The organism is Pedobacter paludisoli (assembly GCF_052344095.1).
Taxonomy (GTDB): Bacteria; Bacteroidota; Bacteroidia; order Sphingobacteriales; family Sphingobacteriaceae; genus Pedobacter.
The window spans coordinates 2,357,347-2,383,573 of sequence record NZ_CP179926.1 but is presented as its reverse complement, the minus strand read 5'-3'; the positions used below and the strand labels follow the sequence as shown (position 1 = coordinate 2,383,573).

Annotated in this window: 20 protein-coding genes and 1 tRNA gene; 20 read left to right on the top strand and 1 reads right to left on the bottom strand. The window is 39.3% G+C overall.

Translation table 11 applies throughout. From position 1 onward, the window contains the following. The first annotated feature begins 81 nt into the window (after positions 1–81). The 7 genes from ACJVDK_RS09665 to ACJVDK_RS09635 all read left to right on the top strand — a co-directional run bounded on the left by ACJVDK_RS09665 (position 82) and on the right by ACJVDK_RS09635 (position 8,705). Positions 82–951: an ROK family protein gene (locus ACJVDK_RS09665; RefSeq protein ID WP_443936472.1), complete on the top strand. Its 870-nt coding sequence runs from the start codon at positions 82–84 to the stop codon at positions 949–951. A gap of 482 nt (positions 952–1,433) precedes the next feature. After that, complete coding sequence (locus ACJVDK_RS09660) at positions 1,434–2,843, top strand: alpha-L-fucosidase (RefSeq protein ID WP_443936471.1); 1,410 nt, start codon at positions 1,434–1,436, stop codon at positions 2,841–2,843. A gap of 18 nt (positions 2,844–2,861) precedes the next feature. Beyond that, on the top strand, positions 2,862–3,533 hold the full coding sequence (locus ACJVDK_RS09655) for a basic secretory protein-like protein (protein ID WP_443936470.1): 672 nt from the start codon (positions 2,862–2,864) through the stop codon (positions 3,531–3,533). 49 nt (positions 3,534–3,582) lie between these two features. Continuing rightward, on the top strand, positions 3,583–5,874 hold the full coding sequence (locus ACJVDK_RS09650; protein ID WP_443936469.1) for a GH92 family glycosyl hydrolase: 2,292 nt from the start codon (positions 3,583–3,585) through the stop codon (positions 5,872–5,874). A gap of 297 nt (positions 5,875–6,171) precedes the next feature. Then, a complete protein-coding gene (locus ACJVDK_RS09645) occupies positions 6,172–6,561 on the top strand; it encodes a LiaF transmembrane domain-containing protein (RefSeq protein WP_443936468.1) in 390 nt (129 codons plus the stop codon). Between the two features lie 287 nt (positions 6,562–6,848). Continuing rightward, the gene (locus ACJVDK_RS09640; protein ID WP_443936467.1) at positions 6,849–7,274 is read left to right on the top strand and encodes a transcriptional regulator; all 426 of its coding nucleotides are present in this window, start codon (positions 6,849–6,851) and stop codon (positions 7,272–7,274) included. A 111-nt stretch (positions 7,275–7,385) separates the two neighbouring features. Beyond that, a complete protein-coding gene (locus ACJVDK_RS09635) occupies positions 7,386–8,705 on the top strand; it encodes an alpha/beta hydrolase (protein ID WP_443936466.1) in 1,320 nt (439 codons plus the stop codon). A gap of 120 nt (positions 8,706–8,825) precedes the next feature. On the opposite strand, the gene ACJVDK_RS09630 is transcribed toward ACJVDK_RS09635, so the two are convergent. Then, the gene (locus tag ACJVDK_RS09630) at positions 8,826–9,248 is read right to left on the bottom strand and encodes a secondary thiamine-phosphate synthase enzyme YjbQ (RefSeq protein ID WP_443936465.1); all 423 of its coding nucleotides are present in this window, start codon (positions 9,246–9,248) and stop codon (positions 8,826–8,828) included. Between the two features lie 222 nt (positions 9,249–9,470). On the opposite strand from ACJVDK_RS09630, the gene ACJVDK_RS09625 reads away from it, so the two are divergent. From ACJVDK_RS09625 to ACJVDK_RS09565, 13 genes are all read left to right on the top strand, one after another. Beyond that, positions 9,471–11,954, top strand: coding sequence for a beta-galactosidase (locus ACJVDK_RS09625; protein ID WP_443936464.1), 2,484 nt, complete (start codon positions 9,471–9,473; stop codon positions 11,952–11,954). Then, a complete protein-coding gene (locus ACJVDK_RS09620; protein ID WP_443936463.1) occupies positions 11,938–14,073 on the top strand; it encodes a polysaccharide lyase family 8 super-sandwich domain-containing protein in 2,136 nt (711 codons plus the stop codon). The genes ACJVDK_RS09625 and ACJVDK_RS09620 overlap by 17 nt, the downstream gene beginning before the upstream one ends. Before the next feature lies 1 nt (position 14,074). Continuing rightward, positions 14,075–15,262 (top strand): glycoside hydrolase family 88 protein, encoded by a 1,188-nt coding sequence (locus tag ACJVDK_RS09615; protein ID WP_443936462.1) that lies wholly within the window; start codon positions 14,075–14,077, stop codon positions 15,260–15,262. A 1-nt stretch (position 15,263) separates the two neighbouring features. Continuing rightward, entirely contained in the window at positions 15,264–17,564 is a 2,301-nt protein-coding gene (locus tag ACJVDK_RS09610) for a glycosyl hydrolase family 95 catalytic domain-containing protein (protein WP_443936461.1), read from the top strand. Positions 17,565–17,566: 2 nt separating this feature from the next. Then, on the top strand, positions 17,567–18,817 hold the full coding sequence (locus ACJVDK_RS09605) for a DUF2264 domain-containing protein (RefSeq protein ID WP_443936460.1): 1,251 nt from the start codon (positions 17,567–17,569) through the stop codon (positions 18,815–18,817). 99 nt (positions 18,818–18,916) lie between these two features. After that, positions 18,917–19,759, top strand: a complete 843-nt coding sequence (gene kduI, locus ACJVDK_RS09600) for a 5-dehydro-4-deoxy-D-glucuronate isomerase (RefSeq protein ID WP_443936459.1) — start codon at positions 18,917–18,919, stop codon at positions 19,757–19,759. A gap of 26 nt (positions 19,760–19,785) precedes the next feature. After that, entirely contained in the window at positions 19,786–20,541 is a 756-nt protein-coding gene (locus ACJVDK_RS09595; RefSeq protein WP_443936458.1) for an SDR family oxidoreductase, read from the top strand. A 127-nt stretch (positions 20,542–20,668) separates the two neighbouring features. Then, on the top strand, positions 20,669–21,361 hold the full coding sequence (locus tag ACJVDK_RS09590) for an HAD family hydrolase (RefSeq protein ID WP_443936457.1): 693 nt from the start codon (positions 20,669–20,671) through the stop codon (positions 21,359–21,361). 324 nt (positions 21,362–21,685) lie between these two features. Continuing rightward, positions 21,686–21,759, top strand: a tRNA-Ala gene (locus ACJVDK_RS09585). A gap of 42 nt (positions 21,760–21,801) precedes the next feature. Continuing rightward, positions 21,802–22,047 carry a GIY-YIG nuclease family protein gene (locus ACJVDK_RS09580; RefSeq protein WP_443936456.1) on the top strand — a complete coding sequence of 82 codons (246 nt, stop codon included), beginning with the start codon at positions 21,802–21,804 and terminating at the stop codon, positions 22,045–22,047. Positions 22,048–22,098: 51 nt separating this feature from the next. Next, entirely contained in the window at positions 22,099–22,446 is a 348-nt protein-coding gene (locus tag ACJVDK_RS09575; RefSeq protein ID WP_443936455.1) for a GIY-YIG nuclease family protein, read from the top strand. Positions 22,447–22,497: 51 nt separating this feature from the next. Beyond that, positions 22,498–22,845 (top strand): GIY-YIG nuclease family protein, encoded by a 348-nt coding sequence (locus tag ACJVDK_RS09570; RefSeq protein ID WP_443936454.1) that lies wholly within the window; start codon positions 22,498–22,500, stop codon positions 22,843–22,845. A gap of 1,972 nt (positions 22,846–24,817) precedes the next feature. Continuing rightward, entirely contained in the window at positions 24,818–26,209 is a 1,392-nt protein-coding gene (locus tag ACJVDK_RS09565; protein ID WP_443936453.1) for an IS4 family transposase, read from the top strand. Positions 26,210–26,227: the final 18 nt, after the last annotated feature.

Below are 26,227 nucleotides of genomic sequence, written 5' to 3'. Positions count from 1 at the left end.
TTTGAATTAGTAAATCGTTTTATATAAATTTACGGATGTATCGTAAATACTTTTGAACGCTCAATAAATTAACCCTATTAAATGCAAAAGTCCGTAGTATTAGGTGTCGACATAGGTGGTACGCATGTTACCGCAGCTTTAATTGATCTTGAATCTAGATCTTTGTTAGCAGATTCTTTGAAACGGATTGCCTTGGATGCACGTGAAAGTAAAGAATTTCTTTTGCAGGCTTGGAGCACCCTGATGTTAGAGACATTTGGTGATACGCCCTTTGAAAATCGGTATGTGGGTATTGCTATGCCTGGACCTTTTGATTATGAAAGTGGTATTTGCTTAATTGAATCGCAGGATAAGTTTAGAGCATTATACGGTGTAAATATAAAAGAAGCTTTGGCCGCTACCTTACATATCCCTATTGAAAATATTCGGTTTATAAACGATGCTGCTAGTTTTTTACAAGGAGAAGTTTTTGCCGGTGCTGCACAAGCAAATGCGCGGGTAATGGGCTTAACTTTGGGAACGGGATTGGGTTCGTCTTTCTGTTTTAATGGTAAAGCCAGCGATGCGGCTTTGTGGAATGCACCGTTTTTAGGCGGAATTGCCGAAGATTATTTGTCGAGCAGATGGTTTGTGAAACGATTTCAGAACTTATCTGGCAAAGTGGTACCGGGGGTTAAAGAATTGCTGAGTTATACTCAGGAAGATGCATCGGTTACTCGTATTTTTATGGAATTTGGACGTAATCTTGCTGAATTTTTAATCCCAATTTTGAAAGAATCAAAAATTGATACCTTGGTTTTGGGAGGAAATATTGCGCAAGCATTTCATCAATTTTCGCCAGAGTTATTGGCTACTTTAAGAGGAAAAGGAGTGACTACGGTACTGAAAGTGTCGAAATTGAATGAACATGCCGCTTTAATTGGTGCTGCCAGTTGTTGCTCTTTAATGTAATTTAAACAGATAAATGCTTCTAAACTAAAGAGGTATGTGTTTTTTAATAAAAAATACGTAATATTGTTTTAAGGTACGTTTGTTTAGCCAAATGTAAAAATGAGTCTGCTATATTGTAACAGATTTTTTTTTGGTAAAATTAAATAAAACGTTTTAGCTTGTCTTTAAATCGATTTTTTTCGAATAAACAAGCTTGAAGTTAGAAATTATCCTCTGTCTCAATTTTAAACCATTTGCGCATAGTTATGGCATGCGCATTTGGTTTTTAAGGAGGATGATGAATGAGCTTATGGTTTGGGTTGAATTTTGGGCGGTTGTAATGAGCCGATGAGCACAAGCAGAACTGAAATAAACCCGATTGAAGCGAACACGAGGCTACCTGAGTAGCCAAAGTAAAGCGGAAAGCGGGACTGGTTTTGCCATGAATTAAACACATTGGTTTTCGGATGAAAATTTGAAGCCTAAAATAAAACCAAACACACATGAACCTTTACAAACCATTTGCAAGCGTAAAATTTCTTGCGCTTTTCCTTCTGATAGGCTTACTCGGCTTACCATCGCACGCTCAAACGAGTCTGAACCTTGCCAAACGCCAGCAAGATTTTGTTGATTTACGCTTTGGAATGTTTATTCATTACAACATTCCAACGTACATGAACCAAGATTGGCCCGACCCGGAAGCATCACCCAGTATTTTTAATCCGAAAAAATTAAACACGAACCAATGGGCTAAGGCCGCGAAATCGGCCAATATGAGTTACGGCTGTTTAACCACTAAGCACCACAGTGGTTTTGCCATTTGGGATACCAAAACCACCGATTACAGCGTGATGAATAGCCCGTATAAAAAGGATGTAGTGAAAGCTTACACGGAATCGTTTAGAAAGGAAGGCCTAAAAGTGATGTTGTATTATTCGATATTGGACACACATCATAAAATCCGCCCGGGGATGATTACAAGCGAGAAAGTTGATTTTATAAAGGCGCAGTTGCGCGAATTGCTGAGCAATTACGGAAAAATTGATGCGATGATTATTGATGGCTGGGATGCTCCTTGGTCGCGTATTTCGTACGACGATGTTCCTTTTGAGGAAATTTATCTGTTGATTAAATCGATACAACCGGAATGTTTGGTGATGGATTTGAATGCCGCTAAATACCCTGCTGAGGCCTTGTATTATACTGATATTAAATCGTATGAGCAGGGTGCTGGTCAACATATTGAAAAGGAAAGTAACTTGTTGCCAGCTTTATCGTGTTTGCCAATAAATGCCAACTGGTTTTGGAAAACGAGTTTTCCTACATCGCCGGTTAGAACGGCTGATGAGTTAGTGAATAAAATGATTAAGCCTTTAAACGATGCTCATTGTAATTTTATTTTAAATGTTGCACCCAATACCGAGGGTTTAATTGATGATAATGCCTTAGCGGTGTTAAAGGAGATTGGTGCGAAATGGAAGAATGATGGGCCAACCGTTCCTTTCTCTAAAACAATTGCCCCGATTATTTCGTCGAATTTAGCAAAATACCAAGCCTCTAATTCGAGTTGGAGCGATGATATGAACATTATGGATTTTGCGAACGATGATGACTTTGGTTCTTCGTGGTCTTCTAATCCCTCGGTAAAATTTCCTTGGTACGAAATTACTTTTGAGAAAGATAAGGCCATTAATATGATTGTAGTTGCCGAGCCAAAGGCTAATATTTCGGCTTATCGTTTAGAGTATAATGTGAATGGTGAGTGGAAACCACTGCTTACTGGAAATGAGTTATCGAGAATTAAAATTCACCGTTTTGAACGGGTATGGGCAAAGAAAGTTCGCATTTTGATTGATAAATACAGTTCTCAGGTGCAAATTGCCGAGTTTGGAATTTACAATGAAAGAAGATAAACCGTAATTAAGCTAAAGATGAAAAAGAGTATTTTTTTTAGCCTGTATTTGCTTGTTGTATTGGCAAGTGGAACAGCACTTAAGGCTCAAGAAACGATAAAAAGAGGCGGATATACGCTTGTTTTTGATAGCAATTTTTCGGGCTTTGATGCTCAATTGAAAAATCGAATGATAGAAACGTTTTTTGAGGTTTATCCGAAATTAGCAAAAGAGTACAATCCAACTACCTTGAAAAAGGTATGGTTTTTAGTGGATACTGCTTACGATGGGGTAGCGGCAACGGCCAATGGTGAGGTTACGTATGGGGCAAAGTACATGACTAGTCACCCGGGCGATATTGATGTGGTTACCCACGAAGTGATGCACATTGTGCAAGATTATGGGAATAGTGTTGGGCCGGGTTGGTTAACCGAAGGGATTGCTGATTATGCACGCTACAAATTTGGGATTGATAATGCTGCGGCTAAATGGGGTTTACCTCCTTTTAAACCAACATATTCGTATAAAAATAGTTACAGCATTACCGCGCGGTTTTTGGTGTGGATAGAGAGCAAAGTGAAAGCTGGAATTGTAAAAACCTTAAATACCGCATTACGCGAACATACCTACACACCTGCTTTGTGGGCTAGCTTAACGGGTAAAGATGTGGATAGTTTGTGGGCGGAATACAGTAAAAATCCTGAACTTTAGTAGGGGATAGGATTGAAATTAAAATAATTAAGTTGACCTTTAATTGAACATGAAAAAAATAATAATCGCCTTATTGAGTTTTGTTGCATCAACAAGTTTTGCGCAAAATGTAGGCAAAGTTACCAATCCGGTGGATTGGATTAACCCGCTGATGGGCACTCAATCTAAACCCGACCTATCGAATGGAAATACGTATCCGGCCATTGGTTTGCCTTGGGGGATGAATATGTGGACGCCGCAAACGGGAAAGAATGGCGATGGTTGGGCCTATACCTACGACGCGGATAAAATTCGTGGTTTTAAACAAACGCATCAACCTTCGCCTTGGATGAACGATTACGGTGCGTTTTCAATAATGCCTGTAACGGGCAAGTTAAAATTTACCGACGATACCCGTGCGAGCTGGTTTAGCCATAAATCGGAGATTTCGAAGCCCTATTATTACCAAGTTTATTTAGCAGATGCTGATGTAACAACAGAAATTACTCCAACAGAGCGTGCCGCACAATTTAGGTTTACGTTTCCGAAAACGGATAGTGCTTTTGTAGTGGTGGATGCGCAAGATCGAGGGTCGTACATAAAAATTGTGCCTGCCGAACGAAAAATTATGGGCTATACCACGAAATACGCCCGTGGTCCCTTGCCTAAGAATTTTAAAAATTACTTTGTGATTTATTTTAACAAGGATTTTGATTTGGCGAAGGTGTGGGAAGGGAAGAATTTGAAAAACGCCGAATTGGAACTTGAAAGTAAGCATTCGGGTGCGGTAATAGGTTTTAAAACCAAACGAGGAGAACAGGTAAAAGCAAAGGTAGCATCGTCGTTTATTAGCTTTGAACAAGCGGAGTTGAATTTAAAGCGCGAACTAGCGAACGATGACTTTGATGCCACGAAAGCAAAAGCTAGAGCCATTTGGAACAAAACATTGAGTCGCATTTCGGTTGAAGGAGGAACGGTGGACCAAACACGTACTTTTTATTCGTGCTTATACCGAACCTTGTTTTTCCCGAATAAATTGTATGAGATTGATGCCAATCAACAGCGTGTACATTGGAGCCCCTACACGGGTGAGGTAAAACCGGGCTATATGTTTGCCGGAACTGGCTTTTGGGATACATTTAGAGCGTTATATCCTTTTTTAAATTTGGTTTATCCCTCGATTAACAAAGAAATGCAAGCGGGTTTGGTAAACGATTTTAAGGAAGGGGGCTGGTTGCCTGAATGGAGTAGTCCGGGGTATGCTAATATTATGGTGGGTAATAACTCTGCTTCGGTAGTAGCCGATGCCTATATTAAAGGGCTACGTGGTTACGATATTTCAACTTTGTGGACCGCCTTGATACATGGCGCGAACAATGAGGGGCCAATGGAAGCTGTTGGACGTGATGGGGTGAAGTTTTACAATGAATTGGGTTATGTGCCTTTTGATGTTGGAAAGAACGAAAATGCGGCTAAAACATTGGAGTATGCCTACGATGATTTTGCCATTTACCAATTGGGAAAGGCATTGGGCAAACCTGAAGCTGATATAGCTATTTATAAACAAAGAGCGATGAATTATAAGAATTTATTTGATGCTTCATCGGGTTTAATGCGTGGCAAAAATAAAGATGGTTCCTTTCAGAGCCCGTTTAGCCCTTTTAAATGGGGTGGGGCTTTTACGGAGGGGAATAGCTGGCATTACACGTGGTCGGTATTTCAGGATGTGGAAGGTTTGGCAAGGCTGATGGGTGGTCATGAGAAGTTTGTAGCGAAATTGGATTCGGTATTTTCGCTTCCGCCAGTTTTTGATGAAAGCGCTTATGGAGGTGTGATTCATGAAATTAGGGAGATGCAAATTGCGAATATGGGGCAATATGCGCATGGAAATCAACCGATTCAGCATATGATATACTTGTATAATTTTGGAGGTGCTCCGTATAAAACGCAATATTGGGTGCGCGAAACCATGAATCGGATGTATAAGGCTACACCTGATGGCTACTGTGGCGATGAGGATAATGGCCAAACTTCTGCCTGGTATGTTTTTTCAGCAATGGGTTTTTATCCGGTTACACCGGCAACCGACCAGTATGTATTGGGAGCTCCCTTGTTTAAAAAAATAACCCTTACACTTGAAAATGGTAAACAGGTAGTGATAAATGCGACCGCAAATAGCGACGAAAATAGATATGTTGAACGCCTGGATATAAACGGTAAGACGTATAGCCAGAATTGGATTAGCCACGCTGGCTTGCAAAAAGGTGCGGTGATGAATTTTATCATGTCGGCAAAGCCCAATAAAAATCGCGGAAGTCTTCCAAAAGATTTTCCATATTCTTTATCTACGGATAAAAAATAGAAATGGGGATTCGGCATACATGCTGAACCCCCATAAATCTAAATTAACGCTCTCAGAATAATAAACGCTATAAATTGAAATTATTGTATGCCTCCGTATTTTTTTCTGCGTAGCGGGGTTATTTTTTCTATGAGGCTAAAATTGGCGTTATTCAGCGATAAAATGTTTCCTTAAATTTTTTTTCAAAATTTTAACCGATACTTTCTGGCTACTTACCGATGGTTTTATTTATTTGAGCGAAGGGTTCTTCGGTAGCTTAAAAAGCCATGCTACATTTGAATATAAAAACAAACGGTCATGGAAAATTTTAATCAAAACAATCGCACAAACAAACACATGGGAATCGGTATTTTATTGGTTGTAATGGGTTCAGTATTTTTTCTTCGGGAAGCAGGTTTAGGTATTCCACATTGGGTGCTGAGTTGGCATACTGTTATGTTAGCGGCGGGTTTGTGGCTTGGCTTTAAAAAAGACTTCAACGGGGGAGGTTGGTTTGCGTTAACTTTAATTGGTGCTTACTTTACCTTAAAAGATATTACCTTGTTTGACTTCGAATTATCAAAAATTGCAGGAGGCTTGGTACTGGTTGCCGTAGGATTATATTTAGTCTTAAAGCCTAAACAAAATAGATGTTTTTCGTCTTTTAATGATAAAAATTCGATTGATTTTCATTCAAATGTGAAATAGAATTCTTCTACCCTCCATCATATAGTTAGAAAAGGAACATTTTGTGTATCAATGTTCCTTTTTTGTTTTTTGTAAAAAAGAAACGGAGGTACCGCCTTGGCAATACCCCCGTCATCTAAATTAACGCTCTCGATATTATAAACGTTCATTTTGGAGATTATTGTGTGGCCTGTAATTTTTTTTAAAAAAAAGTTGGAAGAAGAGTCCTCTTGTTGGAAAATGGCTTTTGATGTATTCTTTTCTGAGAATTTATTGACGTAGCTTTGGGTTGGAAAGGAAAATAAAATTTGGAGCAATTGGTTGTTGAATCGGATATTGAAGTGTTGTTAATGCAAGCGGATTTGTTTCCGGAAGGAGTATTGGTTGCACATCAAAAGTTGCATGCGAAACTAGATGTGCATGGGGAGCGTAGGTATTATGGTATTAGTTATTCAGCTGGTGCTGGGAAGATAGTCTATTACGCTGCAGCCCAGCAGCTGGAACCAAATGAAGCAGCGCAAATGGGACTAAAAACGTTTACTATTCCAAAAGGTGTTTATGCTTCCATTACGATCAAAAATTTCGCATCCGATAGTGCTCAGGTAGGCCAGGCTTTCAAACAATTGCTTCAGGAACCGGCCTTAAATCCGAATGGATTTTGTTTAGAAATGTATCCCAACGAGTTGGACATTATTTGTATGGTTCCCTTATTAACCAATCCAGATGTAGATTAACTTTCCTTTGGAAATGTTAAAAATCGTTAAAACAAATTCACAATGTTTAATGAAGGTGGAGGACATCTAAATATTATTAACTTTGAAACTCAAAATCAAACTAACTAAAAAATGAAGAAAAGTTTTTTACTTGTTATTGCATTTGTGCTGGTAACTTCGGCAGCTTTTTCACAAAATGTAATCACCCTATTTAATAATGCAAACAATTTTTTCGATTTATTGCAGCAAGAGAAATACTTGGATGCTCATGCCAATTTTGAGGAGAGTTTTAAGCTTAAACTAAGTCCTGATAATTTAATGAAATTATGGACTGATTTGACCACCAAATTAGGTAAACCACTTTCATTGGAATCGATACAAAGTAAAACCGAAGGGCAATATTTTTCGGTAACTGTTGAAGGGAAGTTTGAAAAGGGTGAGCAAAATTTTTTGGTCGGATTTAACAAGGACCAAAAAATTGTAGGCTTGTTTTTCGTGCCTGCCAAAATAGCAAACGCGTACCAAAAACCGGTTTATGCGGATACCAATTTATATAAGGAGAAATCGGTTTACTTGCCGATAGCAGGCCATCAGTTAGCGGCTATTGTTACTACGCCTAAAAATGTAAAGAGTTTTCCAATGGTTGTGTTAGTACACGGTTCTGGTCCGAGCGATATGGACGAAACGGTTGGCGCTAATAAACCGTTTAAAGATATTGCAGCAGGTTTGGCGGCGAAAGGAATTGGCACTGTGCGTTATGTAAAAAGAACCTTAATTTATCCAAATGAGTTTGCAAAAGCCTATACCGTAAAGGAAGAAGTTTTAGACGATGCTGTATCGGCTATTGCCATGGCTAAAACAGTTGTGGGTGCGGATAAAAGTAAGATTTATGTGATGGGACACAGCTTAGGCGGTATGTTGGCTCCGCGATTGGCAAATTTATCGCCTGATTTAGCGGGGATTGTTTTAGCGGCTGCTCCGGCTCAAAAATTTACCGATATCATTGAAGCGCAAAATAAGTACATGTTCAACTTGTTAAAAGATACTACTGAAGCCAGTAAAAAAATATTAGCAGATGCAATGACCGAAATTGAAAAGACCAGGATTTCGAGTTTGGGTACACTAAAACCCGATTCCCTTATTTTGGGCTTACCAGCATCGTATTGGGTTGATTTAAATAAATACGATCAGGTTGCAACGGCTAAAAGTTTAAACAAACAGCGCATATTGATTATTCAAGGAGGGAACGATTTTCAAGTGACCAAAACCGATTTTGATATTTGGAATGCTGCTTTAAGCAACAAGAAAAATGTAAAACTAACTTTCTATCCAGATTTAAACCATTTGTTAAGTCCACAGAAAGAAAAGGGAACCACGCAACAATACCAAACGCCTGTTTCGGTATCAGCACAGCTGATAAACGATCTTGTGCTTTGGATAAAAGGCAAATAAGCAATTTATAAAATTTTATGAATGGCCCGTTAAAGCTTCTTCTTACGTTTTGAAGATTGTTTTAACGGGCTTTGTGCTTTCTTTGTTATACCGCTGAACTAAAAGTGATGGAGGCTTTACTTATTCGCCCCAAGCGGTCATAACCAATCTTCTTTGCCCGCCATAATTTCGGTGCTCGCAGAGATAGATGCCTTGCCAAGTTCCCAAAGCCAATTGACCGTTACGGATGGGAATGGTCACAGAACTTCCTAACAGAGAAGCTTTGATATGAGCAGGCATATCATCTGATCCTTCATAATCATGTTCATAATTGGGGTCGTTTTCGGGCACGGCTTTGTTGAAAAAATATTCGAAATCTAAACGGACTGTTGGGTCAGCATTTTCATTTATGCTCAAGGACGCTGATGTATGCTGGATAAAAATCTGACACATTCCAATCTTAATTTCCTTCATTTGAGATAAGGCATTTTCAACATCATATGTGATTAAATGAAAGCCCCTTTTTCGTTCACGTAAACTAATTAATTGTTGGAAAATTTTCATCGGAAATATTTTTTTTAAGATATTTTCTACACAAACGTTTGATTAAAGTAACAAGTTGGTTACTTGGAGTTATGACGATGTAAATTACACTGTTTTTCGCATTTTCGCTGAAACCAATTATAAAAAAGTTAAAATCATCCTTATTTCTGACTTGAAGTACTGAAAATAAATTTGCTGAAAGACAATTTTCGGATGATGAATACTGCCAAAAATTAAGATAATATGAAGTTTCGAGCATGGAAAGTTAGTTTAATAGGGGGGATAATTGTTCTTTTTGCTCATACTTGTCTTTTCGCTCAAGAACAGTATTCGCTCACTATTCCGAATCAAAAACCCGTTTATAAAACTGATTTTTTGAAAATGGGTACTTCAAAATCTCCTTCCGGTGTTGCGCTTTCTTACAATAGTTCCTATCTCCTGAAGAATGGTCAACCCTGGTTTCCAATCATGGGAGAGCTTCATTTTTCGCGTGTAGCCAAATCAGAATGGGAAGCTTCCATTTTGAAGATGAAAGCTGCGGGTATTCAAATTATTTCGACATACGTTATATGGCCTATTCATGAAGAAACAGAAGGCGTTTTTAATTGGAAAGGAGACTACGATTTAACAGCGTTTTTGGCGCTTTGTAAAAAACATCACCTGTATGTATGGCTCAGACCCGGCCCATTTATACATGCCGAAATTAGAAGGGCAGGTTTTCCGGATTGGTTGGTTACAAAAAAGTTAGTGCTGAGAAGTAACGATTCTACCTATCTATATTACAGTAACCGTTGGTTTAAAAACATAGCCGCTCAATGTAAGGGCTTTTATTTTAAAGATGGGGGACCTATTATCGGTTTCCAAGTTGAAAATGAGTTAGCGTATAAGCGTGCTGAAAAATACGAGCACATGAAAACCTTAAAAAAGCAATTGCTAGATGCTGGGGTAGATGTACCGTATTATTCGGCTTTCGCTGCCGGGCCAGAAGATCAAGACGAATTTTTATATACCATTGGTTCGTATCCAGATAGCCCATGGTCGCAATCAACCAAGAAACTTTTTAAGCCCATGTTTTTTATAAAACGGTTGGAGGGCGATAGTGATATTGGTTCAGATTTGTTTGGTAAGGTGGATAATCGCGTTCGAAACAATTACCCAAAACTATCTGCTGAAATTGGTTCTGGCATGCAGGTTACCTATCACAGAAGGGTAATTGTAAATCCGAATGATGTGGTAGGCGTGGCTTTTACAAAAGTAGCAAGCGGTTTAAACGGGCTGGGCTACTACATGTATCATGGGGGCGTTAACCCCTTAGGGAAAACTACTTTGCATGAAGGACGGGCAACCAACTCGCCAAACGATGTACCGGTGCGTAACTACGATTTTCAAGCGCCCTTAGGGGCGATGAATATTGATGCTGAAAGTAATGCGGAATACCGTTTGTTGCATCTGTTTTTGAGCGACTTTGGAGGACAATTAGTTACAAAACCCGCTTTCTTTCCAAAGAAATTAGTGCGTTCTTACGCACCTATCGACACGGTTCAGTCGTCTATTCGGGTAAGTGATGGTTCGGGGTTTATCTTCCTAAACAATTACATGCGTTTTGCTAATTTGCCTTCCGTAACCAATTTTCAATTGAACATTCAGCATGCAAGTACATCAGAAAAAATTCCGGCTAAACCCTATAATTTTCCGGCGAACAGCTTTGCTATTTGGCCATATAATTTGAAAATTGGTCAGGCAAATTTAGTGTATGCAACGGCGCAGCCGCTTTGTGTATTAAATAAAACCACTTATGTTTTCTTCACGCAAGCCGATGCAGAATTCGTATTTGATTCTACTCCGATTTCAGCCTTAAAGAATTGTACATCTCGAGATGAGCAAGGAAAAACAAGTGTGCACGTGTCGAAAGATGCAATTGCCTTTTTTCAGCTAAAAGATGGAAAAAGTGTACTTGTTTTACCGAAAAAGGAAGCTTTGTTGGCCAACAAAATTAATAGCCAAGGAAAAGAATATTTACTTTTTACCAAAGCAAGTATAACAATAAACGGCGCTGCCATTGAACTTGAGCAGGTGGCGAAATCGGGCGATTTGGAGATTCAGGTATTTCCGAAAGCGGTAATGCGTTCTCCGATTAGGGCGCTTTCATTTGTAACGCCTAAGGATAATGAACTCCTGACTAAGATACAAGTAAAAGTAGCTTTGTCTGCAGAAGGAAAAGCAGATTCAAAATTAAGTACAGTTGCCTTTTCAACAGAAAGAGCAATAGCGTATCAGGATTCAATTTTAAAGGAGCATGCAAAAGGACGGATGTTTAACGCAAAGCAACCTGGGCCTTTGTATCAAATGCAATTCGAGAATTTTGTCAATCAAAAATTGTATACCCTTCACTATCAAATAAAAGACAACCCATTGGTTAAGAATTGGTTAATAAATTTCGCGTACACGGGTGATATGCTGGCTTTGTATCAAACGAATCGTTTACGTTATGACCAGTTTAACTATAACAACAGCTGTAATTTTGTGATGAGCAGTGCTGAAATAAAACAAAAAGATAATTGGAAACTGCAAATCTTTCCGCTTAATAAAACATACGATATTTATGTGGAAGATGCATTTGAAGGTTCAAAGAATAAGGAATGGGTAGTAGGAGGTTTACATACCATTCAAATAACGCCCATTTGGAAATTTCAAATTAATCTGAACGCATATGAAAACGAAAAGTAGTCGATTTTTTTTAGCGATTTTCTTTGCTTTTTTTATAATAACCGGTGGTTTTAGTGCCTTTGCGCAGGAACCGTATGCGGTATTTATGGAACGCATATCAAGCGATTTAACAAAGAATGTTAATCTCAATTTTTTGAATAAAAAGACTGCGGACTATTTGAAATTAATTAAGGAAGATGGGAGTTGGAGTGATATAGATTATTCAGATTTATACTATGCACCGCTTTCGCGTACCCGGGAGTTAGCCCAAGCGTACGTGAGTAAAAAAAGTGCTTACTATGGCGATTCAAACATATACAAAGCCATAATTAAGACCTTGGAAAATTGGAATCTTCAAAATCCAAAAAATAAAAATTGGTGGTACAACGATATCTTTTATCCACAAACGATTGGTCAAACACTTATCTTAATGCGTTCTGGAAAAGAAAAACTGTCGTACAGTTTAGAGCAGAGAATGATTAAACAAATGTTGATCAAGAAAATACGGGAAGGAAATGGCGCCAATACTTCTGATGAAGCTTTGCACTATTTGTTTCGTGCATGTTTAACGGAAAATAAAGCCACATTAGATTCCGCTGTTCATTATTTGTTTGAGCCGATTGTAAAAATAAACGATTTTGATGGTGCTATTCAGCCCGATAACAGTTACTTTCAACACGGAAAGCAACCTGCCATTGCCAGTTACGGAAAGGTATTTGTCTTTAACTCTGTAAACGCAGCCTATTTTCTTCGCGATACAAAACATCAATTGCCAAAAGCGCAATTAGACTTATTAATCAACTATATTAAAAACACGTATTTGCAGACTTTAAGAGGAAAATACTTCGATTTTAATGTGCGTGGAAGAGGTATTTCGAGAAAAGATTCGCTTATTGAAGGTTTGAGTGAATTGCAAGACAAATTGATTGCTATTGATCCACAGGATAAATCCTTTTGGCAAGCTTCTAAAGATCGTATAGCCCAGGTGAAACCAGCCTCATACAACGTAGATAGTCGTAACACGATGTACTGGAAAAGCAATTATACCTTGCACATTCGTCCGAATTATACGTTTAGTGTGTTAACAAGTTCAGATAGAATATTTCGAACGGAATATGGCAATGGTGAAAATTTATTTGGTAATTATTTGCCAGATGGAGCCACCAATATCCAGCGTTCAGGGTCGGAATATGCGTGGACGGTACCAGTGTGGGAATGGGACAAAATTCCGGGAACTACCAGCCGCGATTTTCCACATGATGAGGGAGCGGCGATGAAAGGTAGAACTTGGGGTCAGTACGGAACTTCAAAATTTTCAGGGGGTATAAGTGATGGACATTACGGTGCTGCGGCCTATGATTTGCAGTATGATGAAGTATCGGCCAAGAAAGCATGGTTCTTTTTCGATAAAGAAGTTGCTTGTTTGGGAGCAGGAATTACAAGTGCCGCAGAAGAAGTCCTCACCACCACCCTCAACCAAAGCAGATTGGTTACACCGGTTATTTTTAAAAGCATCGAAAATAAGCCGATTACCTTAGCGCCAAACAGCGAAAACGAAGTGAAGAACATAAAGTGGTTGTGGCAGGATAGCATTGCTTACTTTTTTCCGCAAGGTGGAACGCTATGCCTAAGTAATAAAATGCAAAGCGGATCTTGGTCAAAAATTAATAATCAACAAAGTAATGCAGAAATTACGCAGTCGGTTTTTAAAGCATGGTTGCAGCATGGAGCAAAACCCACAAATGCAAGCTACGCTTATGTGGTAGTACCCGGTTTAAATACGACCCAAGCGGCAGATGCTTATCCAAGCAATCAAATTGCCATTTTAGAAAATAGCGCAAAAATTCAAGCCGTACAGCATGTAGGTTTGGACATCTTGCAGGTGGTTTTTTACCAGGCGGGAGCCTTAAAAACAAAAGAATTAACTATTCAAGTAGATGCTCCTTGTATGATGTATATTAACAAACTACATGCAGAAACTCCTCTCATTTATGTTTCTGATCCGCGTCAAGTAACCAAACAAATTGCCATAGACCTGAAGTTTCCTTCACAAACTACATTAAAAAGAATAACTTGCGATTTACCCCTTGGGGAAATGGCAGGATCACCTGTATCAATAAAAATAAAGAGTAACCAATAATATGAAATCCTTAATCCTTATTACCGCTGGCCTATTAGCAGGATCAGTAACATTAAATGCTCAAAACAAGCCTATTACAGCGAAGTTTATTGAAGATGAGTTTACATCTGCAGTGGCACAGTACAAATTTTTAGATCAACATATCACACCGGGTCAAACTCCTCAAAGTTATGTAGCGAAAGACAATAAATGGGAAAATCGTGATATCCAGTGGTGGTGTAGCGGTTTTTATGCAGGCAGTTTGTGGTATATTTATGAACAAACAAACGATGCGCAAACCAAAGCAAATGCTGAAAAAGCACTGGAGATTTTAAAACCTAATGAAACCTTTACGGGTAACCACGATTTAGGTTTTATGATGAATTGCAGTTTCGGAAATGCGTACCGTATCACCAAAAACGAAACGTATAAAAAGTTGTTAATACGTTCTGCTGAGTCGTTATCTACCCGTTTTCGTCCTGGTATTCCGGCCATACAATCTTGGGGAAAAAGCAAAATGTGGAGCTGCCCAGTTATTATCGACAACATGATGAACCTAGAGATGTTAAACTGGGTGAGTGATAATGGTGGTGATGCAAAATACAAGGATATCGCTATCAAGCATGCCAACACTACGCTAAAGAATCATTTTCGCCCTGATTTTAGCTCGTATCACGTAATTGATTACGATGTAAATACCGGAAAAGTTATTCGTAAAGCTACCTGGCAAGGCGCAGCAGATTGTTCTGCATGGGCCCGTGGACAAGGTTGGGCGCTTTATGGCTACACCATGATGTATCGCTTTACAAAAAATAAAACCTATTTAACCCAAGCAAAGGGAATTGCTAAATTCATTTTGAATCATCCAAATTTACCGGCAGATAAAATTCCTTTTTGGGATTTTGATGCACAAGGTATTCCATTTGCAAAACGCGATGCATCGGCCGGAGCTTTAATTGCATCTGCTTTATTGGAGTTAGGACAATACACCACTGGAACAGAAAAAGCAAACTATATTTCAGCGGCAGCAACCATGATTACTTCGTTAGCAAGCGCCGAGTATAAAGCTAAACCTAATGAAAATGGTGGTTTCTTATTGATGCATAGCACGGGAGCATATCCGTTAAAGAGTGAAATCGACGTACCTTTAATTTACGCAGATTACTACTATTTAGAGGCTTTGGCTCGATATAAAAAATGGTATTTGTAAGATGAAAAAGAGCACTGTTTTCTTGGGGATTTTTCTGTTGCTATTAACGCATACAGGTCTTTTTGCGCAAAATAAAAAGGACCGTTCCGGGCAAATTAATTGGTCGGCATTTATGGCGAAGCAAAGTTTAAAATGGGACAGCCTCTCAACCAATTATTACACAGGAATCATTTTAGGAAATGGTTTACTGGGAGCCAATGTGTACAAAAAGGATGATCAAACCATTCGTTTCGACATTGGTAGAACCGATGTAGTGGACCAACGCGTTGGCCTTTCAACAACCACTTCGGGATTGTACAACACCCCCCGTTTGCCTATTGGCTTTTTCTCTTTACAAACCGAAGGAAAAATTACCGGTTCTAAACTGGAGTTAGACATCTATAACGCCGTACTAAAAGGAAATGTAACCACCACCAAAGGAAGCATTACCGTTTTTTGCTATGTGCCAAGCAATCAAAACGTAGTGTATTTTAAACTAGGTAAAACCGGAGGCGAGAAAGTAGAAGCATTGAAATGGAATCCGGGCAAAAGTATAAGTCCGCGGTTTTTGCAAGGCCATGTAACCGATAAGCCGAAAGATTTCTTTGAAAATCCAGCGGCTGAAACCAAGAACATTCAGCAATACACCGTTTGTAACCAACCGATGTTAAACAAAGGAGGGTACACCACAGCGTATAAAACAAGTTTCGAAAAAGGAGTGTTAACTGTAATTTCGAGTGTGGGCTACGATAAATTTTCGGGGAAAGATGAAACAGAAGAAGCGATAAATAACATCAAAACTTTTGAAGAGCAAAAGCCCGAAGTACGATTGACGGAGCATCAAAATTGGTGGAATACATTCTATCAAAAGAGTTTTGTTACTATTCCCGACAAACGCATTGAGAATTTCTATTGGATTCAGTTGTATAAGATGGCTTCGGCCACTCGGCCAGATAAACCGATGATGGATTTAATGGGACCCTGGACTGCCGATACCCCTTGGCCAGCCATTTGGTGGAATTTAAATGCACAATTGGCTTATTCGCCTATTTATACCTCCAATCACTTGGAAATTGGCGAGTCGCTTTTTAAAGCATTGGATAACCATACCCAGAATTTGATTAACAATGCGCCTGAAAAATGGCGTTCGGATGCCGCAACGATTGGTCGTTCGAGCACCTACGATTTAATTCGCCCTATCTCGGAAACAGAAATAGCAAGCGGGAAATTTGAATCGGCTAATTTGGTATGGACCATGCATAATTACTATCAATATTATGCATACTCATTAGATAGCAGCCGTTTAGCAACAAAAATTTACCCCCTGCTAAAAAGAGCAGCCAATTTTATGGTTCATTTGTTGGTGAAAGATGAAAAAGGAATTTATCACTTTGTGAAATCTTCTTCGCCTGAATATAAAGATGCCGAAGATGCGAATTATTCTCTTGCATCGTTAAAATGGGCTTTAACAACACTGATCGATATCAATCGGGCGCATAAATTGAATGACCCGGATGCCCTTCGTTATCAAGAAATAGTGAAAAATTTGGTTTCATTTCCGACAGATGATACCGGTTATTTAATTGGAAAAGATGTAGCCTTAACCTCCTCGCACAGGCATTATTCGCATTTAATGATGATACATCCTTACTATTTGGTAAATTGGGACCAAGAAAAAAATCGAGATTTAATTTCGAAATCGGTAAATCATTGGATGTCGATGAAAGGTGGATTAGCCGGTTTTTCGTTTACAGGTTCCGCAGCAATGTACGCTTCTATGAATGATGGAGATAAGGCTTTGGAACAAATTAATGCCTTGATGAATCGTTTTATTCAACCGAATACGTTGTACCGCGAATCGGGTCCGGTAATCGAATCTTCGTTGGCCTGTTCGGCATCTATTCAAGACATGCTGTTACAAAGTTGGGGCGATAAAATTCGTGTTTTTCCGGCTATTCCAGCCGATTGGAAAAACATAGCCTTCAAAGATTTACTTGCCGAAGGTGCCTACCAAGTAAGCGCGATTTATGAAAATGGTGCAACCAAAGAAGTTCAGATTAGAAGTTTAAAAGGTGGTTTTTGCAGGGTTTTGGTAAAGATAGCCGATGCAAAAATAACCTCGAACGTAGCATCAGTTTCAGATATAATTACAACAGAAAAACCAGAAGGAACCGTATTTATGTTTGATATGAAGCCCAACGAAATCGTTACCATCAAGAGCAAAGAAAAAGCAGTATTTCCTTCAAGCGGGGTATCGTATCAACAGAATCCAAATTGGAGCTGGGGTTTAAATAAAAATAACACAAACAAAAACGCAAATTAGATATGAATAAAAGATCAATTTCGGCAGTACTTTTTGTAGCAATTTTAAGTTGCAATATAAGTTTTGCCCAAAAGAAAAAACCAGTTAAAACCACCACGCGTAGTGGTGCTCAAGACCGCGAATTATGGGTAAAAGCACTGTATAAAATGGCTTATCCCGTTATTCATAATTTGGCAAATAGTACCTTAGTAGCCAACATGCCCCTTGAAAAAGCTCCAGGTTATGGGCTTAATGCAAAGAAGGTTACCTATTTAGAAGCCTTAGGTCGTACGATGGCAGGCGTTGCACCTTGGTTGGCCTTGCCAGATGACAATACCGAAGAAGGTAAATTACGTAAAAACTTACGCGATGAGTTGTTAAAAGGTTTGGCAAATTCAGTAGATCCTTCAAACCCGGATTATATGAATTACCGAACCGAAAGTCAGCCGATTGTAGATGCAGCATACGTAGCTTTAGGCTTTTTAAGAGCGCCAAAAGCGTTGTGGGAACCATTGGATCCAACTACTAAAAAACGTTTTGTTGAAGAGTTTAAAGCGTTGCGCACACGCTCTGGAGCCTATAATAACTGGCTTTTATTTGCTGGCGAAACAGAGGGCTTTTTATTAAGCATTGGCGAACAAAGCGATCCAGCCAGAATTAACTTCGGCATCCGTAAATTAAACGAATGGTATGTAGGAGATGGTTGGTTTAAGGACGGCGAAGTTTTTAGTATGGATTATTATAATTCGTATGTAATTCATCCCATGATGGTTAACCTAGTAAAGGTTTTGGTGGATAAAAAAAGATTAAAACCAGAAGAATACGACAAAGCAATTAAGCATGAAGTGCGTTATGCAGAGTTTTTAGAACGTCAAATTTCACCAGAAGGAACCTATCCAATTATTGGTCGCTCAAGTCCTTACCGCACGGCAACGTTTCAATCGCTAGCCGAAGTTGCGTTATTAGAAAAATTGCCCACACATTTGCCACCTGCACAAGTTCGTTGTGCTTTAACCAGCGTAATTGATAGAATGTTTACAGGAAATCAAAATTACGATGATAAAGGATGGTTGGTGTTGGGCTTAAACGGTCATCAGCCAGAAGCAGCCGATTACTATACCTCAACCGGAAGTTTGTATATGGCAACCTTAGGCTTTTTGCCTTTAGGCTTGCCAGCCGATAACAAATTTTGGAGCGATCCATACACCCCATGGACCAGCATCAGAGCTTGGTGCGGCCAACCAACTCACCGCGATCATCGAATTGAAGATTAATTCGATTATTCGTTTCGTATAAAATATATTTGTATTAATTCTTTGAACCTAGACTAAAGTCTGGGTTCAATTGTTTTAGATTACCTTAAAAATAATATAATGAACAATCATTTCGAAAGTCGCTATGCGCAAAGTCCAAATGAAGTAAAACAGATGGATACGGCAGCACTGCGCCAAAATTTTTTAATCGAAAACCTTTTCGAAGCCAATCAAGTAAATTTAACGTTATCACATTTTGATCGTTACATTGTTGGTGGTGCAATGCCGGTTGATCAGAAAATAGCACTTCCAAACCCAGACGATTTAAAAGCAACTTTTTTCTTAGAACGCAGAGAGTTGGGTATTATCAATGTGGGTGGAAGAGCTAAGGTAACCGCTGATGGTGAAACTTTTGAATTAGACTACAAAGAGGCCTTATACATAGGGAAAGGCACAAAAGAAGTGTATTTTGAATCGGTGGATAAAAATGAGCCAACTAAATTATATCTGAACTCAGCACCTGCACACCATACTTATCCAACCAAAAAAGTAAGCAAAGCAGAGGCCGAAGTAGTAGAGTTGGGTTCACCTGCTACAGCAAATCACCGTATTATCAACAAGTTGTTGGTAAACAGCGTATTGCCTACTTGTCAGTTACAAATGGGGATGACTGAATTAAAATCAGGCAGCGTTTGGAACACCATGCCGGCGCATACGCACGATAGAAGAATGGAAGCCTATTTCTATTTTGAAGTGCCTGAAAACCAAAGTGTATGTCATTTTATGGGGCAACCACAAGAAACCCGTCACATTTGGATGCAAAATAACGAAGCGGTAATTTCACCAAATTGGTCAATCCACTCGGGAGCAGGAACCAGCAATTATACCTTTATTTGGGGTATGGCAGGTGAAAATTTAGACTATGGCGATATGGATCACTGTGCTATTACGGATTTAAAATAATTCATCAACCTAAAAAACAATCAAGCATGTTCGATTTAAAAGGAAAATTAGCGGTAGTTACCGGTTGTAAACGCGGTATTGGAAAAGCAATGGCCTTGGCCTTGGCCGAAGCAGGAGCCGATATTGTGGGCGTTTCTGCCAGTTTGGAATTATCGGGTAGTTCTATCGAGAAAGAAGTAACGGCTTTAGGTCGTAAATTTTATGCCTACCAATGCGATTTTGGTAAACGCGAAGCTACTTTATCATTTGCGAAGCAAGTAAAAGCCGACCATCCGATAATCGATATTTTAGTAAACAATGCAGGAACCATTTTGCGTCAACCAATTGCCGAGCATTCGGATGCGTATTGGGACGAGGTAATTGCCGTTAACCAATCATCTCCTTTCATTTTAACGCGCGAAATTGGTCGCGATATGATTGCAAGAGGAAGTGGAAAAGTAATTTTCACCGCGTCATTGTTATCGTTCCAAGGCGGTATCACGGTACCGGGTTATGCAGCCAGTAAAGGCGCTATTGCTTCTTTAACAAAAGCATTTGCCAACGAATGGGCTAGCAAAGGTGTAAATGTAAATGCCATTGCACCGGGATACATTGCAACGGATAATACATCCGCTTTGCGCGAAGACCAAGAAAGAAGTGCTTCTATTTTAGCCCGTATTCCAGCTGCACGTTGGGGAACACCTGAAGATTTTAAAGGCCCTACCGTGTTTTTAGCTTCAGCAGCGAGCGATTATGTGCACGGAACCATTTTAACCGTTGATGGCGGTTGGATGGGGCGTTAATTTAGTCAATAGTCAATAGTCAATAGTCGAAAGTCAAAAGTAGTGATTCATATTTTTTCTGGTCATGGCTTTTGGCTTTCTGCTTTTATTTTTCTGCTCTCTGCTTTTCGTTTTTAACTTTTAGAATATGCACAGTAAAATCACAGTTATCGCTTTTGATGCCGACGATACCCTTTGGGTAAATGAGCCTTATTTCAGAGAAACCGAAGCACATTTTGCCGCTTTGTTAAGCGATTTTTTGCCGCATCATAGCATTGTGTCTGAATTGCTTAAAACTCAGATTGATAATTTGCCACTCTATGGGTATGGAATTAAAGGTTTTATGCTGAGCATGGTGGAAGCCGTGATGCGTATTACCGGAGGAAAGGTAGAGCCCATTATTTTTTCGAAAGTAATTGAACTGGGTCAAGAGATGTTGAACAAACCTATCGAACTTTTGGATGGGGTAGAAGCCGTGCTGAAAGCTTTATCGGGTAAGTATCGCTTGGTCGTGGCCACCAAAGGCGATTTATTGGATCAGGAGCGAAAATTGAAAAAATCGGGCTTGGATCATTATTTTCATCATATCGAAATTATGAGCGATAAACAGGAAGCAGATTACAAAAAGCTGTTGAAGCATTTGGATTGCCCACCAGAAGAATTTTTGATGCTGGGAAATTCGCTGAAATCGGATGTGTTGCCCGTGTTAGCCTTGGGCGGTTATGCCGTACATATTCCCTTTCATACCACCTGGATTCATGAACATATCGATCATACCATCGAACATCCTAAATTTTACGAAGTAGCGCAATTGAAAGACATTTTACCACATTTGATATAAGGAAACAGTATCTTCTCTTTGTGGTAACATCGACTTAATACCAATGCTTTATATTGGGGTATGTTTGTAATTATCCTTGTTTTGCCGGTATACATTTTGGCTTTTATAGCCATGTGTTACATGGATTCCTTTTTAAAAGCTAGCCTATTTTTGCTCATGCTCGTGATTGCAACCTTTCTACTTTTTCTTTTCATTTATTACCCGATGCCATCGGTCTTATCCATTTTTAGTTTGCTTGCTGTGCTGCGGGTAAAGGTTGTAGAGTAATTTTTTCAGATTTATTTGCATTCGATAAACTAATTGCTATTTTTGCCAGCATTATACGGGGGATTAGCTCATTTGGCTAGAGCGCTTGCCTGGCAGGCAAGAGGTGACCAGTTCGAATCTGGTATTCTCCACAAAAGGGTGTTCTATAAAAAGAGCATCCTTTTTTTTGTTATATGTTTAACGTTTATATTCTATACAGTAAAAAGCTGAATCGGTATTATGTGGGTTATACGGAGGATCTCGAAAAGCGCTTGGAACAGCATAACACGGGGTTTTCTAAATATACCTCAAAGGCAGAAGACTGGGAAGTTTGTTACTCGGAATCATTTATTAGTAGAGCATTAGCACATAAGCGAGAATTGGAAATTAAAGCTAAGAAGAGTAGAAAATATATTGAATGGTTAATATCAAAAGATTAATCGCTTGCCTTCCCCGAAATTCTTCGGGGAAGAGGTGACCAGTTCTCCCGAATGCTTTCGGGACGGTATTCTCCACAGAGGGTGTCTAGAACGATTGATATCTTAAGATTCACAAAAGGGTGTTCTATAAAAAGAGCATCCTTTTTTTGTTATATGTTTAACGTTTATATTCTATACAGTAAAAAGCTGAATCGGTATTATGTGGGTTATACGGAGGATCTCGAAAAGCGCTTGGAACAGCATAACACGGGGTTTTCTAAATATACCTCAAAGGCAGAAGACTGGGAAGTTTGTTACTCGGAATCATTTATTAGTAGAGCATTAGCACATAAGCGAGAATTGGAAATTAAAGCTAAGAAGAGTAGAAAATATATTGAATGGTTAATATCAAAAGATTAATCGCTTGCCTGCCCCGAAATTCTTCGGGGAAGAGGTGACCAGTTCTCCCGAATGCTTTCGGGACGGTATTCTCCACAGAGGGTGTCTAGAACGATTGATATCTTAAGATTCACAGAAGGGTGTTCTATAAAAAGAGCATCCTTTTTTTGTTATATGTTTAACGTTTATATTCTATACAGTAAAAAGCTGAATCGGTATTATGTCGGTTATACGGAGGATCTCGAAAAGCGCTTGGAACAGCATAACACGGGGTTTTCTAAATATACCTCAAAGGCAGAAGACTGGGAAGTTTGTTACTCGGAATCATTTATTAGTAGAGCATTAGCACATAAGCGAGAATTGGAAATTAAAGCTAAGAAGAGTAGAAAATATATTGAATGGTTAATATCAAAAGATTAATCGCTTGCCTGCCCCGAAATTCTTCGGGGAAGAGGTGACCAGTTCTCCCGAATGCTTTCGGGATGGTATTCTCCACTTAGAAAAGCCGATTTATTGAGTTAGATCGGCTTTTTTGTTTCAAATAAAACAAGCATCATTATATAATCGATCAATATTGTTTACCAAATGCCAACGTTTAAGAGGCTAATTAGAGGGAACCAGAAAAAACAAGACGATACTTGGAACCTTAAGATTCGGGTTACCCATAATCGCGTGATTAAATATATTGATACCCCAAATTTTCAGTAAATAATGCTAGATTGCCTTGCGCTCTTTCCTTGCTTGCCTCTTGCCGGCAGGGCATTTACTTTTGTGGGCCAAAAGTAACCAAAAGCCTTTGTCGATCCGGCTAGGCAGCTTTGCCCGCAAAGCCCTTGCTCAAAACAAAAACAATCTCGCTGGTTTTGTGGGAGATTTTTTTGTAACTCATATTTAATTATCCCCACAAAACTGAATTGAACAATGCTCGGTAGTGCACATTCGAATGTTTTTGCAACTGTTTTTGTTTTCTCCCGCTGCTGGGGGTGCATCCCGAGCATTCGGGATCGACGGGCGTCCTTCGGTTAATACCTGCAATTTTGAACGTTTGTTTTACTAGCATATTTCTCAAATAATATCTCTAATACAAGATTATTGTTGATGCCTATAAACTTTCTAGATACGGTGCTCGGTTAGCCCCCATGCTAGGACCGGCCTAGGATGTTTATCCCGAGACCTTCGGGATTGGACGAAGAAAGCAGTAAGAAGCTTTGCAGAAACGTTCAAATTCTTACTGTTCAAGAGAATTTGCAGCCGAGCGAAGGAACTGTGCGAAGCCAAGGCCTCAAATTATCGCCATCGAGCTTCTGCTAGCTTTATTCAACAACAGATCCAAGCCTTGATTGTTTGGTTACTTTATTATCAAGAAAAAAGTAACTAGGCCCGCCGGCCATGAGGCGATAATTGATTTTTCTTTAAGAGATTGCTTTGCTAAGCGCACAAATGATAATGAATCTTTAAGTTTTATTGAGATAACCAAAATAAATCACTCGTATAGCCCCCCTTCTTTCCCTAGCTTGCCTCTTGCCGGCAGGGCATTTACTTTTGTGGGCCAAAAGTAACCAAAAGCCTTTGTCGATCCGGCTAGGCAGCTTTGCCCGCAAAGCCCTTGCTCAAAACAAAAACAATCTCGCTGGTTTTGTGGGAGATTTTTTTGTAACCAATATTTAATTATCCCCACAAAACTGAATAGAACAATGCTCGGTAGTACAAACTCGAATGTTGCTGCTACTGTTTTTGTTTTCTCCCGCTGCTGGGGGTGCATCCCGAGCATTCGGGATCGACGGGCGTCCTTCGGTTAATACCTGCAGTTTTGAACGTTTGTTTTACTAGCATATTTCTCAAATAATAGCTCTAATACAAGATTATTGTTGATGCCTATAAACTTTCTAGATACGGTGCTCGGTTAGCCCCCATACTAGGAGCGGCCTAGGATGTTTATCCCGAGACCTTCGGGATTGGACGAAGAAAGCAGTAAGAAGCTTTGCAGAAACGTTCAAATTCTTACTGTTCAAGAGAATTTGCAGCCGAGCAGAAGGAATAGAGCGAAGCCAAGGCCTCAAATTATCGCCATCGAGCTTCTGCTAGCTTTATTCAACAACAGATCCAAGCCTTGACTTTTTCGTTCTTTTTTGTCAAGAAAAAAGATCTAAGCCCGCCGGCTATGAGGCGATAATTGATTTTTCTTTAAAAAACAAAAACAGTCTCGCTGGTTTTGTGGAGATTGGTTTTGTAACTCATATTTAATTATCCCCACAAAACTGAATAGAACAATGCTTGGCGCTGCACACTCAAATGTTGCTGTAACTGTTTTTGTTTTCTCCCGCTGCTGGGGGTGCATCCCGAGCATTCCTATCGTGTGGACAGATCTTCTATATAATTAGTTTCTTTGTATATGCAAAAAAGAGGTTTTACAAATTTGCCCGATTCACGTTTAATACGTCGAGGGAATAAGAACTTAGATATCCTATTTAGAAATTGCGTTCACTCTATTCGTCAGCTTAGCAAGGACGAGGCAGAAGCAAAGGGTTTTTATCGATTCTTATCGAATAATCGTGTAACTGAAGAAAGCATCATTTCAAATTTAACCTCTAACTGCCAATCCGCTTGCCACGGGAAATATGTTGTTTGTATTCAAGATACCACAGAAATAAACCTAAGTAGCCATAAAAATAGAATAAAGAAAGATTCGTTTATCGGCACTACCAATGCCAAGGGCGATTTCGGATTGGGTTTTATGCTTCATCCGAGTCTTGTCCTGGATGCAGTTAATGGAACTCCTTATGGTTATGCAGATATCAAACTATGGAATAGACCGCTGGAATTTCGTTCAAAGTTTGAGCGAGAATACAGTAAATTACCCATTACAGAAAAAGAATCTTACAAATGGATAGAATCATCGAATAATACAAAAACAGCATTATCCTCTTGTGTTGAAGGAATGGTGATTATACAAGATCGAGAAGGAGATATATACGAGCAATTTGCCGTTATACCCGATGAGAAAACAGACCTTTTAATACGTGCAAAAAGCAACAGAAGACTAAAAGACAAAAGCAAACTATTTGACTGCCTTTCCAATCAAGAAGTGCAGGATATTTATGAAATAGTAGTAGAAGCGAAAGAGAAAAGGCCAAAGAGAAAGGCTAAAATAGAAATCAGATATAAAGAAATAGAAGTATGCAAAACAGGCACTACAAGTAAAGAGCTTCCAGCGAGTACTAAGCTTTATCTCATAGAAGCAAAAGAAGTTGGCTATAGTGGGGCAGATAAAATATGTTGGAGGCTATTAACCACCATAGCAGTAACCACGCCTTCTATGGCTAAGTTATGCATAGAATGGTATAGCTGGCGCTGGACAATAGAAGAAGTGTTTCGGATACTTAAAAAGGAAGGATACAATATTGAAGCCAGTGAATTAGAATATGCCTCATCTATCAGAAAACAAACCCTTATGATCATGGAAGTGGTGATAAAGTTATTCCTAATGCGCCTAGCATACGCTGAACCAGAACTCTCGATTGATGCACACACATGTTTCAATGATGAGGAACAGCTATTTATGGAAGAACAAATAATCAGACTTGAAGGAAAAACCCAGAAGCAGAAGAATCCTTATAAGGATAAAGATCTGAAAAGATATGTATGGGGATTGGCTAGAATGGGAGGTTGGAAAGGATATGAAAGCAAAAGAACGCCAGGGATAACTACGATCTGGATTGGATTAAAATACTTTAGGGCTGCAAAAGAAGGATGGGACACACATAGAGATCTGTCCACACGATAGGAGCATTCGGGACCGACT

Bases quoted from the DNA above. Each gene is read 5' to 3' on its own strand.
- ACJVDK_RS09665 (WP_443936472.1), top strand. From the start codon at position 82: ATGCAAAAGTCCGTAGTATTAGGTGTCGACATAGGTGGTACGCATGTT.
- ACJVDK_RS09660 (WP_443936471.1), top strand. From the start codon at position 1,434: ATGAACCTTTACAAACCATTTGCAAGCGTAAAATTTCTTGCGCTTTTC.
- ACJVDK_RS09655 (WP_443936470.1), top strand. From the start codon at position 2,862: ATGAAAAAGAGTATTTTTTTTAGCCTGTATTTGCTTGTTGTATTGGCA.
- ACJVDK_RS09650 (WP_443936469.1), top strand. From the start codon at position 3,583: ATGAAAAAAATAATAATCGCCTTATTGAGTTTTGTTGCATCAACAAGT.
- ACJVDK_RS09645 (WP_443936468.1), top strand. From the start codon at position 6,172: ATGGAAAATTTTAATCAAAACAATCGCACAAACAAACACATGGGAATC.
- ACJVDK_RS09635 (WP_443936466.1), top strand. From the start codon at position 7,386: ATGAAGAAAAGTTTTTTACTTGTTATTGCATTTGTGCTGGTAACTTCG.
- ACJVDK_RS09630 (WP_443936465.1), bottom strand. From the start codon at position 9,248: ATGAAAATTTTCCAACAATTAATTAGTTTACGTGAACGAAAAAGGGGC.
- ACJVDK_RS09625 (WP_443936464.1), top strand. From the start codon at position 9,471: ATGAAGTTTCGAGCATGGAAAGTTAGTTTAATAGGGGGGATAATTGTT.
- ACJVDK_RS09620 (WP_443936463.1), top strand. From the start codon at position 11,938: ATGAAAACGAAAAGTAGTCGATTTTTTTTAGCGATTTTCTTTGCTTTT.
- ACJVDK_RS09615 (WP_443936462.1), top strand. From the start codon at position 14,075: ATGAAATCCTTAATCCTTATTACCGCTGGCCTATTAGCAGGATCAGTA.
- ACJVDK_RS09610 (WP_443936461.1), top strand. From the start codon at position 15,264: ATGAAAAAGAGCACTGTTTTCTTGGGGATTTTTCTGTTGCTATTAACG.
- ACJVDK_RS09605 (WP_443936460.1), top strand. From the start codon at position 17,567: ATGAATAAAAGATCAATTTCGGCAGTACTTTTTGTAGCAATTTTAAGT.
- kduI (WP_443936459.1), top strand. From the start codon at position 18,917: ATGAACAATCATTTCGAAAGTCGCTATGCGCAAAGTCCAAATGAAGTA.
- ACJVDK_RS09595 (WP_443936458.1), top strand. From the start codon at position 19,786: ATGTTCGATTTAAAAGGAAAATTAGCGGTAGTTACCGGTTGTAAACGC.
- ACJVDK_RS09590 (WP_443936457.1), top strand. From the start codon at position 20,669: ATGCACAGTAAAATCACAGTTATCGCTTTTGATGCCGACGATACCCTT.
- ACJVDK_RS09580 (WP_443936456.1), top strand. From the start codon at position 21,802: ATGTTTAACGTTTATATTCTATACAGTAAAAAGCTGAATCGGTATTAT.
- ACJVDK_RS09575 (WP_443936455.1), top strand. From the start codon at position 22,099: ATGCTTTCGGGACGGTATTCTCCACAGAGGGTGTCTAGAACGATTGAT.
- ACJVDK_RS09570 (WP_443936454.1), top strand. From the start codon at position 22,498: ATGCTTTCGGGACGGTATTCTCCACAGAGGGTGTCTAGAACGATTGAT.
- ACJVDK_RS09565 (WP_443936453.1), top strand. From the start codon at position 24,818: ATGCAAAAAAGAGGTTTTACAAATTTGCCCGATTCACGTTTAATACGT.